This is a genomic window from Marcopretia estuarina LEGE 06307, from assembly GCF_056633115.1.
The window spans coordinates 192,469-205,629 of the sequence record NZ_JBSJOY010000005.1 but is presented as its reverse complement, the minus strand read 5'-3'; the positions used below and the strand labels follow the sequence as shown (position 1 = coordinate 205,629).

The window sequence follows — 13,161 nt, the reverse complement described above, 5'->3', positions numbered from 1 at the left end:
AGAGTGGGTGGTGCATCAACAACTGCTGGGTATTGGAATCCCAGCCCACCCCAACACTCCAAAGACCGCCGCCTCTCGACACAACCATTCGTCAGCGCTGGACAAAGGCAACTTCCCCATCATTGCTTCCAGGATTACACTGTCATTCACAAAGCCAGAGGAGCTGACCATGCTTGATCTTGGACTTACCCACGTCGCCTTACCCGCTTCCGATATTGGACGCAGTGTTGAATTCTATGCTACCTATGCTGACATGCAAGTTGTGCATCGGCGCATTGACAAGGAAACAGGATCTGAAGTTGTCTGGTTGTCTGACCATACGCGACCGTTTGTGATTGTTTTGATTCAAGCCACCTTTGTGCAGCCAGTTCTCTCTCCCCTAGCCCATCTTGGAATTGGCTGTAAGAGCCGGGAAGCCGTGGACATGTTGTGCGACAAGGCTCGCCAGGCTGGGCTATTGCTTGAAGAACCCAAGGATTCGGGCTATCCGATTGGCTATTGGGCATTTTTGCGAGATCCGGACGGTCATACGCTGGAACTGTCCTACGGCCAAGAGATTGGTCTAACTGTCACGCAGGAAAGCTAGATCGCGATTCATCGTTCTTCCCAGGCGGTTTCCACTCCACGAAGCAGCAGAACCACTGGCAGGGCCCTTTGCCAGCCCCCACCGGTTGAACGGGTCACTGGCACAACAACCCCGCCGCCAGATGGTGCTGTCCCTACTCAGAAGTCCCGGTCCACCAAGCCGTGAGTGCTCAGTCCACTTCATGCCTGCTGCTGCATCCGCCTCCGGCTCAAGCGCATCCAATAGCGCCGGGGAGCTTGGCCTGCATTGGCTCGACTACACGACCTGCCAACGACTCCATTGAGGTCCGCCGCGACCTGAACCGCGAGCTGGTGCTTCCCATGGTGAGTACTGAGCCACTGGTCGTTGTGGGTGATGCCATCGGCGGGGTTGGTCTCCTCAACGGTGACCTGGTTCTGGTTGATCAGGCCAAGCTCCCCAGCTCAGGCCGTTGCATTGTCCTGGCCCCGGGCCAGCCTGGGTCGATGGACAATGCAACGCAGACGTACGCCTGAGCTAAGAGCAGCAGAGCGGTCGTGATCCGTACGCCTTGGGATCGGCGTTCCGGGGTCCATGTCACCTTCAGCCCCTCAAGACCGGTCGCGGCACCTCAGATCTGCCGCACAGCGACCACAACTGAGTCGTGCGCATCATCATGAAGGCAGGCTACGGGCTGGCGTTTGATCACTTCCCCCAGCCGCACTGGCTCAAGACATGGAGCAACACCATCCCAAGGGCCACGGCATCGACCCTGAAGCCAAGGATGGCTGAAGTCACTCGTCCAGGATTACACCGAAGCGATGGGATGTGTGCTGCCCCAAACCAACGCAACATCACCATTGCCCCATCGGCGCACAACCAGATCTGAAGGTTTAGTTTCACGCGTTAACAGAGCGAAGACACCATAGCTGCATACGCTTACACCCCCAGACAACCAGGGCCGATGACTTCCACAGAACTCACAAGCTCACTGCATCCTTCATGTGATTCTCATGAACTGACATACACAGACTGGAGCGTGAGCGAGCATCACTTCGATCCAGCAAAGATACGCTCCAGAGAAACAGTTTTTACGATCGGCAACGGGTACATGGGTACGCGGGGAAGCCTTGAAGAAGGGTATCTCAATGCGATGCCAGCCACACTGGTGCATGGTGTCTATGCCGACATTCCTGGAGCGTATACCGAGCTCGCAAATTGTCCAGATTGGCTGGAACTGGCGATCGTGATCAACGGCGATCGATTCCGACTGGATCATGGCACCATCCTCCACTACGAACGAACGCTGGATCTACGCAACGGGATCCTTAGCCGTGCACTGCGCTGGCGGAGCCCAACGGGGAACACCGTGGATCTTCGCTTTGAGCGCTTTGCGAGCTTGGCAGATCATCCCGTTTTCGGACTGAACTGCCAGATCACTCCTGTTGATTTCACTGGAGCGATTGAAATTCAGACCAGCCTTCATGGCTTTGCCAACAACCAGGGCTTTGATCATTGGCAACAGCTCGACCGGGGAGCGAAGGATCAAGGGATCTGGCTGCATGTTCGCACCCGCAGTTCTCATGTTGAACTCGGCATGGCAGCCAGAATGACACCGATCAACAACGATCTACCAATACGAACAACGAGCTCTGTTGATTGCCCCACCATCGCGATCACCTTTCTCGCGGCCAAGGGAAGAACCGTAGGCGTAGAGAAAGTTGTCACCTTGATCACATCACAGGATGTGGACCATCCCGCCCAGGCGGCTGTGGCCAAACTGACCAACCTGCCGGCCTATCCCGTTCTGCTGAGGGCGCATCAGAACGCATGGAACGAGTTTTGGCAGCAAAGCGATATAGAGATTGAAGGAGATACCAACGCACAAGTGGCCGTGCGCTACAACATCTTCCAATTGTTTATTGGCGCTTGTTCGCACATCGCGGGTGAATGCGCAGACAGCAGCCGCGTCAGCGTTCCGGCCAGAACGTTATCGGGATTTGGGTATCGAGGACACGTGTTCTGGGATACGGATATATTCATCTTGCCACTGTTCACCTTGACGCAGCCTGAGATTGCCAAGAGCCTACTGACCTACCGCTATCACACCCTGAGTGGTGCACGGCGAAAAGCTGCCCATAGTGGCTATCACGGTGCGATGTTTGCCTGGGAGAGTGCAGCCACGGGTGATGAGATGACGCCCCGATGGTCCATCCAGACCGACCCATACTCGAAAGCGATACGCATTTGGTGCCGTGATCGCGAAATTCATATCAGTGCCGATATTGCCTATGCGGCCTGGCACTACTGGCAGACAACTGGCGATGACATCTGGCTAAGAGACTACGGAGCCGAAGTCATTCTGGACACTGCCATCTTCTGGATGAGTCGGCTGGAGTGGAAGCCGGAGCGGGAACGGTTTGTACTGGATGGAGTGATAGGCGCTGATGAATACCACGAACAGGTGAACAACAACGCCTATACCAATTGGATGGCGAAGTGGAATCTGGAGACAGCCGTCTCCGTTTACGGATGGCTGCAGCAGCAGTTTCCTGACCACGCCGCTGTGCTCGCTCAAAAGCTACAACTCAATGCAGACAGGCTGCTCCAGCTCCAAGCCGCCATCGCACAGCTGTACACCCCATACGATACAAAGACCGGGCTGATTGAACAGTTTGATCAGTTCTTTGAATTACGAGACATCCACCTGAATGACTACGAGCCCCGACATCGCTCCATGCAGGACGTTCTGGGAATGGACGTGACCAATCAGTCTCAGGTGCTGAAGCAACCTGACGTCCTGATGCTCCTCTATCTCATGCGAGATACCAACACATGTCTTTCCTATCCTGATGTTCTCGAAAAGAACTGGAACTACTACACTCCCCGCACAGACACCACGTACGGATCGTCGCTCTGCCCTGCCATTCTCTCGATCCTGGCCGCAAAGCTGGGCAAGCAAGAAGAAGCCTATCACTACTTCATGCAGGCAGCAACCGTTGATCTCGAAGATAGCCGCGGCAACACAGCAGATGGGATTCATGCGGCATCAGCAGGTGGCGTATGGCAAGCCGTGGTGTTCGGCTTCGCCGGTATTCACATGAAAGGAAACAGCCCAATGGCGATTCCCCATCTGCCGCCAACCTGGAAGCGGCTCAGATTCAAGCTGCAATGGCGCGGTACCTGGCACAGTTTTGATCTGTCACAGCCAGCACCACCTCCAGCGCAAGGAAAAGGTCCAGCTCAAGGTCCACCTCAAACTCAAGCTCAAGACATCAAGGGCTTCATCTTCGATGTGGATGGGGTGTTGACGAACACCTCCGAATCTCATTACCGCGCTTGGCAGAGATTAGCGGATGAGGAAAAGCTACCCTTTGATCGCAAGGCCAATGAGGCCCTGCGTGGTGTGTCCAGACGCGGATCGCTTCTACAGATCATCGGCGACCGACATTACTCCGAATCTGCACTTCAGGACATGATGGAGCGCAAAAATCGCTACTACCTTGAAGACATCCAAACCATCACCCCCCAGGACATGCTTCCAGGGGCCATTGAGTTTTTGCAGGAGCTCAGACAAGCAAAGATGAAAATCGCGATTGGCTCCGCCAGCAAGAATGCACGCACTGTCATCGACAGGCTTGGGATCGGAGCGTTCATTGATGCAATCGCAGACGGCGACAGCGTTCAACGCCCCAAGCCAGCACCCGACATCTTTCAATGTGCTGCCGCTCAATTAAACCTTGCTCCTGCCAACTGTGTGGTGGTTGAAGATGCCGCCGTTGGCATTGAAGCAGCCAACGCTGCAGGGATGTGGTCGGTTGGCATCGGACCTCAGGAGCGTGTTGGTGCCGCCAACATCGTGCTCCCAGATCTGGATGGTGTTCGCCTGAGCGATCTCGGCATGCAATGGTGATCGATCCACGCTCCTCATCACGAACGTGGTGTTGGTGAGGCGGGGATGGCCAACTGCACAAAGGAAGCCAAGACTGTGTTCATGATCTCACCATCATCCTTGCGGACAACCGCAACCTGATCCCGCCGTGCAAGCCGGCCAAGGCGGCAACCACTACCCCCAGATCACGGTGATCTTGAGCATCTTTCGCTTCAGACCCCTGCCTTCTACTGATCAAGGCAATGCGCCAGACTTCCGCACATCTCGCACAGATGTGCTGCACTTCTGCCACCGATTCGGTACACCCTTCAGCCGGCGCCGTTGAACGGCCTGGCTAGACAGGGGTCTGCAACGGGCCTACCAGCAAGGGGAACAGGATCGTCGGGATCATTGAACGAAACCAACCCGGCTTGAACGCAAGGGAGAAGCGAGCACGGCTTTGTTTTCGGTGAATCAACTGCCATCCAGGTGTGACATCGATCAGGCAAACAAGCTGGCCGCCCTGTTGACCATCACCTGCCCCAATCTCCAGGCTGCTCAGGGATGGGCTTGGGTCGAGCTGATTCCAACCGCAGCCAGATCATGACCCGGCAGCATTGGCTTTTTGTGATCACGGCCCTTGCGGTGGCCGGTGCAGGGGCGGGCTGGCTCTGGCGCGCCAACCAGCCGAAGGGTTTGGCGTCGGGGTTCGCCAGCAGCAACGGACGCATTGAGGCCGTAGAAATCGATGTGGCGGCCAAGTCAGCGGGCCGGCTCAAGCAAGTGCTGGGAAAGGAGGGGGACTTCGTTGTTCGCGGGCAGGTGCTGGCCCGCATGGACACCGATGTGCTTCACGCCCAACTCCGTGAAGCCCAGGCGGATCTGCGCAAGGCCAGCAACGCTGTGGAGACGGCGCAGAGCAGTGTGGCCCAGCGACGCAGTGAGCGAACGGCTGCGGAAGCCATCGTGCTGCAGCACAGCGCAGAGCGCGAAGACGCCCGCCGCCATCGCCGCCGCACGGAGCAGTTGTTCGTCAGTGGCGCCGTTTCAGCGGAGAGCCTCGACGATGCCCGCGCCGGTTTCTATGGCGCTGATGCGATCGTCGCCTCCGCGCAGGCCACCGTGGCGGCCAGCCGCGCCGCCATCACCACCGCAAGCTCGCTGGTGATCGAGGCGAAGGCCTCGGTGGCGGCCGCCCAGGCCCGGATCGAGGGGATCAAGGCGAACATTGCTGACAGCCAGCTCCAGGCCCCCAGGGATGGGCGGGTGCAGTACCGCGTGGCCCAGCCCGGCGAAGTGTTGAGCGCCGGCGGGAAGGTGCTGAACATGGTCGACCTTTCCGACGTTTCGATGACGTTCTTTCTGCCCACGGCCCAGGCCGGCAAGGTGCGCATGGGGGCTGATGTGCACCTGGTGCTGGACGCCGCTCCTCAGCTGGTGATTCCGGCGCGGGTCACCTTCGTGGCCGATGTGGCCCAGTTCACGCCCAAAACGGTGGAGACGGCCGTGGAGCGCCAGAAACTGATGTTCCGGATCAAGGCCCGCATTGATCCCGCCCTGCTGAAACGCCACATCCGCAGCGTCAAGACCGGACTGCCGGGCATGGCCTACGTCCGACTCGACCCCAAGGCCGCCTGGCCGGCGGCGTTGACGGTGAGGGTTCCGGATTGACGCCAGCGGTCGTTCAGCTCCGGGATGTGCAGCTGCAGTTCGGCGCGACCCGGGCCCTCGCCGGCGTCAGCCTCGATGTGGGCGGCGGTGGCCTCACCGGTCTGGTCGGTCCGGATGGGGTGGGGAAATCCAGCCTGCTGGCCCTGGTCGCCGGGATCCGCCGCAGGCAGAAGGGCCGCGTGCAGGTGCTGGGGGGTGACATGGCCGATCCACGCCATCGCCGCGAGGTCTGCCCTCGCATCGCCTACATGCCCCAGGGCCTGGGCAACAACCTGTCGCCCACGCTCACGGTGATCGAGAACATCGACTTCTTCGCGCGTCTGTTCGGCCAGGGCCGAGCCGAGCGCCGTAGCCGCCGCGCCGAGCTGCTGGAGCGCACCGGACTCGCGGCCTTCGGCACTCGCCCGGCCGGCCAGCTCTCGGGGGGCATGAAGCAGAAGCTCGGCCTGTGCTGCGCCCTGATCCACGACCCCGGTCTGCTGATCCTCGATGAACCCACCACCGGGGTCGATCCCCTCTCGCGCCGCCAGTTCTGGGACCTGATCAGCAGCATCCGGCGCGAGCACCCAGCCATGACCGTGCTGGTGGCGACCGCCTCGATGGACGAGGCCGCCAGCTTCGACTGGCTGGTGGCCATGGATGGCGGGCGCGTGCTCAGCACCGGCAGCCCGGCGGAGCTGCGGCGGCGCACCGGCACCAGCACTGCGGAGGACGCCTTCATCGCCCTGCTGCCCGAGGCGAGGCGGCGGGAGCACCATCCGGTGACGATTCCAGCGCGCCCGCCGGGCGACGGCCAGGTGGCGATCGAGGCCATGGATCTCAGCAAACGGTTCGGCACGTTTCTGGCGGTCGATCGGGTCAACGTGCGCATCGAGCGCGGCGAGATCTTCGGCTTCCTCGGCTCCAACGGTTGCGGCAAGACCACCACGATGAAAATGCTGGCCGGGCTGCTGCCGGCCAGCTCCGGCCAGGTCCTCCTTTTCCACCAGCCCCTGGACGCCGATGACCTCAGCACCCGGCGGCGGGTGGGCTACATGTCGCAGGCGTTCTCGCTCTACAGCGAGCTGACGGTGCGGCAGAACCTGGTGCTGCACGCCCGCTTGTTTCAGATGCCGGAGGCGGAGATCCCCGGGCGTGTCGCGGAGCTGGTGCAGCAGTTCGGCTTGGCGGGTCTGGAAGAGGCCCTCCCCGCTGCCCTGCCGCTGGGGGTGCGCCAGCGGCTGTCACTGGCGGTGGCACTGGTGCATCGGCCCGACCTGCTCATCCTCGATGAGCCCACGTCGGGCGTCGATCCGATCGCGCGGGACACGTTCTGGCAGAACTTGATCGACCTGTCGCGCCAGGAACAGGTCACGATTTTCCTCTCGACCCATTTCATCAACGAAGCGCAGCGCTGCGACCGCCTCTCCCTAATGCATGCCGGCCGGGTGCTGGTCAGCGACACCCCCGCCGGCCTGGTGACGCGGCGCGGCGCGGCCTCGCTCGAGCAGGCGTTCATCGGCTACCTGGAGGAGGCGAGCGGCGACAGCGCCCCCACCCCCACAACCGCAGCGCTCCAGGCTCCCCCGGCAGGGAGCGCCCAGGCAGGAGCAGGGGTTCAGCCTGCAACGGCTGGGGAGCTACACCCGGCGCGAGGCCCTGGAACTGAGCCGCGACCCGATCCGCATCAGCACGGCCGTGCTCGGCAGCCTGTTCCTGATGGTGGTGATGGCCTTCGGCATGAGCATGGATGTGGAGAATCTGCCCTATGCCGTGCTCGACCGCGACGGCACCACAACAAGCCGGGACTACGCCCTCAATCTGGCCGGGTCGCGCTATTTCATCGAACATCCGCCACTGGACGGCTATGACGCCCTCGATCGGCGCATGCGCTCGGGCGAGCTGAGCGTGGCGATCGAACTGCCACCAGGCTTCGGGCGTGATCTTGAGCGCGGCAACCCCGTGCAGATCGGCGCCTGGATCGACGGATCGATGCCGATGCGGGCCGAGACGGTGCGCGCCTATGTGCAGGGCCTGCATGGTCAGTGGCAGGAGGACAGGGCACGGCGCGTGTTGGGTCAAACCAGCCCGATCCCCCCCGCCAGCATCGAGACACGCTTCCGCTACAACCCCGACATCAGCAGCCTGGTGGCCATGGTGCCGGCCACGATTCCGATCCTGCTGCTGCTGATCCCGGCGATCCTGGCGGCGCTCTCGGTGGTGCGCGAAAAGGAACTGGGCACGATCGTCAACTTCTACGCCACCCCCGTCACCCGCCTGGAGTTCCTGCTGGGCAAGCAAGTGCCTTACGTGGCCCTGGCGATGGTGAACTATGTGCTGCTCACCCTGCTGGCGGTCACCCTGTTCGCCGTGCCTCTCACCGGCAGCGTGCTGGCCCAGGCCAGCGGCGCCCTGCTCTACGTGATCTGTGCCACCTCCCTGGGGTTGCTGATCTCCACCCTGGTGCGCACCCAGATCGCCGCCCTGTTCGGCACCGCGGTGCTGACAATCCTGCCGGCCACCTCCTTCTGCGGCTTGCTCGATCCGGTGTCGTCCCTGCAGGGCGCCGGAGCGGTGATCGGAGCGATCTATCCCACGGCCCACTACCTGACCATCTCCACCGGCACCTTCTCCAAGGGCCTGGGCTTCGCAGATCTATCCGGCGCCTTCGCCGCGCTGCTGCTGGCCATGCCCGTCCTGCTCGGATTGTCCGTTCTCTTCCTGAAGAAACAGGAGGGCTGAGCCATGCGCGCCGCCAATGTTCTGCATCTGGGTCTCAAGGAGCTGTGGAGCCTGGCCCGCGACCCGATCATGCTGCTGCTGATCGTCTTCGTCTTCACGGTGTCGGTCTACACCGGTGCCACGGTGCTTCCTGAAACGCTGCACACGGCCCCGATCGCGATCGTGGATGAAGACCATTCACTGCTCTCCGAGCGGATCATCGTTGCGTTCGAGCCGCCCTACTTCCAGCTGCCGGAGTTGATCCAGCAGGCCCGGATGGACCAGCGCATGGATGCGGGGCTCGACACCTTCGCCCTGGTGATTCCCAGCGGCTTCCAGCGCGATGTGCTGGCCGGCCGTTCACCGGCTGTTCAGCTCAACGTGGACGCCACCCGCGTCAGCCAGGCGCTCACGGGCAGCGGCTATGTCCAGTCGATCATCAGCACCGAGGTGCAGACCTTTGTGCAGAACAGCCAGGTAACTGCGGTGCCCCCGCTGCAGCTGGTGACGCGCATGCGCTTCAACCCCGAGCTCACCAAGACCTGGTTCGGCGCCGTGAACAAGGTGATCGACAACATCACCCTGCTTTCAATCGTGTTAACCGGCGCCGCGCTGATCCGGGAGCGGGAGCGGGGCACGATCGAGCACCTGCTGGTGATGCCGGTGACGCCCTTCGAGATCATGGCCAGCAAGGTGTGGTCGATGGGTCTGGTGGTGCTTCTGTCCGGCCTGCTGTCCCTGATGTTCGTGGTGCAGGATCTGCTCAAGGTGCCCCTGGCCGGTTCGCTGCCGCTGTTCACCGCCGGGGCGACGCTCTACCTGTTCGCCTCCACCTCGCTGGGCATCTTCCTGGGCACCTTCGCCCGTTCGATGGCTCAGTTCGGCCTGTTGCTGATGATGGTGCTGCTGCCGCTGCAGATGCTCTCGGGTGGGGTCACCCCGCGCGAAAGCATGCCCGAGCTGGTGCGGACCGTGATGCTGGCGGCGCCGAACACCCACTTCGTGATGCTCGCCCAGGGCATCCTCTTCCGTGGGGCCACGCTCTCGGTGGTGTGGCCCCAGTTCCTGGCCCTGCTGCTGATCGGTTCGGTGTTTTTCGGCGTGGCCCACGCCCGCTTCCGCAGCGCGATCACGGCGATGGCCTGATGGTGATGGCCTGAGCAAGGCCGCCGGCGTGACCCCTCAGCGGCCCAGGCTCAAGAGGGTGGAGCCGAGCACGAGGCCGGCGGCGGTGAGGATGTCGGGGTCGAGGGTTTCGCCGAACCACAGCAGCCCCCAGAGGGCGGCGAGCGGCACCTGCACGTAGCTGAGTGCGGTGGCGCGGGCGGCCGGCATGGTCATCAGGCCGCGGGTCAGGGCCAGCTGGCCCAGCTGCGTGAACACCCCCACACCCAGCAGCCAGCCCCACTCCGCGACGGTGGGCATCACCGGATGCAGCAGCACCAGCGGCAGGCTGAGCGGCAGCGCCAGCAGCGGGAAATAGAACACCACCACCAGGGGGTGTTCGCTGCGGCGCAGGGCGCGCACGCTCACATAGGCCAGTGCCGACAGCAACGCGCCGGCCAGGGCGAACAGCAGCGGCAGGGTGGGCAGGGCCGCGCCAGCCGCCACACCAGCCGCCGTGCCTGGCGGGAGAACCAGCGCCAGGGCGCCGGGATCGGTGAGCAGCAGCACGCCCAGCCAGCCGAGGGCCACCGCCAGCCACACCCGGGCGCCTGGCCGTTCGCCCAGCAGCGGCCAGGCCAGCAGGGCCGTGAAGGTGGGATGGAGGTATTGCAGCACCGTGGCCACCGCGAGGGGCAGGCCGGCGATGGCCAGGAACACGCAATAGAGGCCGGCCGTGCCGAGCACGCCACGGCTCACCAGCAACTCCTTGCGCTGCCCCCAGGGCGAGACACCCGCCCGCCTGAGCATCCACCAGCTGATCAGCAGGCTCACCACCGAGCGGGCCAGCACCACCTGCTCCACCGGCAACCGCCCGCCCAGCGCCTTGACGCACACCCCCATCAGGCTGAAGGCCAGGGCGCTGAGCAGCATGTCCATGCCGGATCCCAGCCGAGCAGGCGCGACGCCCGCAATCGCCGACGCTAGACACTGCCCGGCCGGCGGGGCGGTGCCTGGCGTCGCCGGGATGGTGGCAACGGCAGCTCCCCACACCTGGTGGCCTCGGGCAGAATGGGAACAAGTCAGCCCCTACCGGTAGCGCCTTTCCTTGAGTCCCACGGCACCCCAGGCCCGCCTTCACCCCCGCACGATCGAGGCCGTCAAGGAACGCGCCGACATCGTGGATGTGGTGGGGGAGCACGTGGTGCTCAAGAAGAAGGGCCGCGAGTTCGTGGGCCTCTGCCCCTTCCACGACGACAAATCGCCGTCGATGACGGTGTCACCCGCCAAGCAGTTCTATTACTGCTTCTCCTGCGGGGCCGGCGGCAACGCGATCAAGTTCCTGATGGAGCTGCAGCGCACCAGCTTCAGCGATGTGGTGCTGGATCTGGCGCGCAAATACCAGCTGCCGGTGGAAACGGTGGAGGGGCCGCAGCAGGAACGGCTGCGGCAGCAGCTCTCGCGCCGCGAAGCGCTGCTGCGGGCGCTGGCGCTGGCCTCCGGCTGGTTCCGCAGCCAGCTGCGCAGCCCCGCCGGCGCCGCTGCCCTGGCCTACCTCAAGCAGCAGCGGGGCCTGAGCGAAACCACACTGGAGAGCTTTGAGCTCGGCTATGCGCCCGAGGGGTGGGATGGGCTGCTGAAGCACCTGCAGCAGGTGGAGGGGCTGGCGCCCGAGCTGCTGGAGGCCGCCGGTCTGGTGGTGCCGCGCAAGGGGGGCGACGGCTTCTACGACCGCTTCCGCCACCGGGTGATGGTGCCGATCCGCGACCGGCAGGGGCGAGTGATCGGCTTCGGCGGCCGCAGCCTCAATGGCGGCGAACCGAAATACCTCAACTCCCCCGAAACGGAGGTGTTCGAGAAGGGCAAGCACCTGTTCGGCCTCGACCGCGCCACCAACGCCATCCGCAAGGACGACCAGGCGGTGGTGGTGGAGGGCTACTTCGACGTGATCGCCCTGCACGCCGCCGGCATCACCAATGCGGTGGCGTCACTCGGCACGGCGCTCAGCAGCCAGCAGATCACCCAGTTGTGCCGCTGCTGCGACAGCCGCCGCCTCGTGCTCAACTTCGACACCGACGGCGCCGGCGTGCGGGCAGCGCAGCGGGCGATCGGCGAGGTGGAGCAGCTGGCGCTGCAGGGACAGGTGGAGCTGCGGGTGCTGCACCTGCCCGCCGGCAAAGACCCCGACGAGTTCCTCAAGGAGCACGGCGCCGGCGAGTACCGCGCCCTGCTGGAGCAGGCGCCGCTCTGGCTCGACTGGCAGATCGAGCAGGCACTTGAGGGCAAGGACCTGGCCCGCGCCGATCAGTTCCAGCAGGCGGTGTCGGCTCTGGTGGCCCTGCTGGGCAAGCTGCCGCAGAGCGCCGTGCGCAGCCACTACCTGCAGCAGGTGGCCGAGCGCCTCTCCGGCGGCCAGGCGCGCCTGGCCCAGAAGCTGGAGGAAGACCTGCGCCTGCAGGTGAAGGGCGAGCGCTGGCACGGCCGCGCCAGCCGCTGGGACAAGCCCGGCGAGGTCGGCCTGCGCGAGCGGGCGGAGGCGGAGCTGCTGCGGCTCTACCTGCATGCGCCCATCCATCGCGGCGCGATCCGGCGAGAGCTGCGGCTGCGCGAACTGGATGATTTCGCCCTGCAGCACCACCGGCTGCTGTGGGCGGCGATCAGCCAGCTGGAGGAAGACAACCTCGGCGCCGGCCGGCTGGAGGCGGTGAACCGCGGCACTGATCCCGGCGAGGATCTGGGGGATCTCGACCTACCCCGCCTGCTGGCCGACCAGCTGCTGATGGACCAGAGCGAACTGCTCAACCGGCTCACCCCCCTGCTGGAGCCCAACGAGCTGCAACGCATGGTGCTGGCCCAGCCCCTGCTGCAGTTGCGCGGCACCACGGCCGTGCTGGAGCGTCAGCGCAGCCTCAAGCGCTGCCGCCACCTGCTCGATTCCTGGCGCGGCCAGAACCTGGAAACCCTGGAGCGCTGCATCGCCCGGCTGCTGGCCGAAGAGAACGGCAACGGCTCAGCAGCAGCAAGCCGAAGCACGGCGGCGGCCCCGTCGAGCAGCCCCAGCGCGGCAACACCTGCCCTGCTCGACATGGAAAGCCGGATCGGGGCGCTGTTCGTTGAACTGAACCGCGATGCGCTCCATTTCCAGGAGCTGTATTACAGCGAGCGGCTGCACATCGGCCATCTCGATCAGCAGCGCTGCGCCGGCTGGGAGGAAACGCTGCAGGCCCCGGCGGCCTGAGGCAGGCCACACGGCGGCCGGCTGTGGGAGGCG

General features: G+C 63.7%; 8 protein-coding genes. 7 read left to right on the top strand and 1 reads right to left on the bottom strand.

Annotated elements, in window-relative coordinates:
* Positions 1-10 precede the first annotated feature (10 nt).
* From ACWJI3_RS12685 to ACWJI3_RS12660, 6 genes are all read left to right on the top strand, one after another.
* On the top strand, positions 11-586 hold the full coding sequence (locus ACWJI3_RS12685; RefSeq protein WP_480203852.1) for a VOC family protein: 576 nt from the start codon (positions 11-13) through the stop codon (positions 584-586).
* Positions 587-1,583: 997 nt separating this feature from the next.
* Positions 1,584-4,457, top strand: a complete 2,874-nt coding sequence (gene pgmB / locus ACWJI3_RS12680) for a beta-phosphoglucomutase (protein WP_480203851.1) — start codon at positions 1,584-1,586, stop codon at positions 4,455-4,457.
* 561 nt (positions 4,458-5,018) lie between these two features.
* Complete coding sequence (locus ACWJI3_RS12675; RefSeq protein ID WP_480203850.1) at positions 5,019-6,086, top strand: HlyD family secretion protein; 1,068 nt, start codon at positions 5,019-5,021, stop codon at positions 6,084-6,086.
* Complete coding sequence (locus ACWJI3_RS12670) at positions 6,083-7,936, top strand: ATP-binding cassette domain-containing protein (protein WP_480203849.1); 1,854 nt, start codon at positions 6,083-6,085, stop codon at positions 7,934-7,936. Before ACWJI3_RS12675 ends, ACWJI3_RS12670 begins: the two co-directional genes overlap by 4 nt.
* On the top strand, positions 7,818-8,807 hold the full coding sequence (locus tag ACWJI3_RS12665; protein WP_480203940.1) for an ABC transporter permease: 990 nt from the start codon (positions 7,818-7,820) through the stop codon (positions 8,805-8,807). Before ACWJI3_RS12670 ends, ACWJI3_RS12665 begins: the two co-directional genes overlap by 119 nt.
* Positions 8,808-8,810: 3 nt before the next feature.
* Entirely contained in the window at positions 8,811-9,932 is a 1,122-nt protein-coding gene (locus ACWJI3_RS12660; RefSeq protein ID WP_480203848.1) for an ABC transporter permease, read from the top strand.
* A 36-nt stretch (positions 9,933-9,968) separates the two neighbouring features.
* Here the strand turns inward: ACWJI3_RS12660 and ACWJI3_RS12655 are convergent, their stop codons facing one another.
* A complete protein-coding gene (locus ACWJI3_RS12655; protein WP_480203847.1) occupies positions 9,969-10,829 on the bottom strand; it encodes a DMT family transporter in 861 nt (286 codons plus the stop codon).
* 169 nt (positions 10,830-10,998) lie between these two features.
* On the opposite strand from ACWJI3_RS12655, the gene dnaG reads away from it, so the two are divergent.
* On the top strand, positions 10,999-13,128 hold the full coding sequence (dnaG, locus tag ACWJI3_RS12650; protein WP_480203846.1) for a DNA primase: 2,130 nt from the start codon (positions 10,999-11,001) through the stop codon (positions 13,126-13,128).
* The last annotated feature ends 33 nt before the right edge of the window (positions 13,129-13,161 follow it).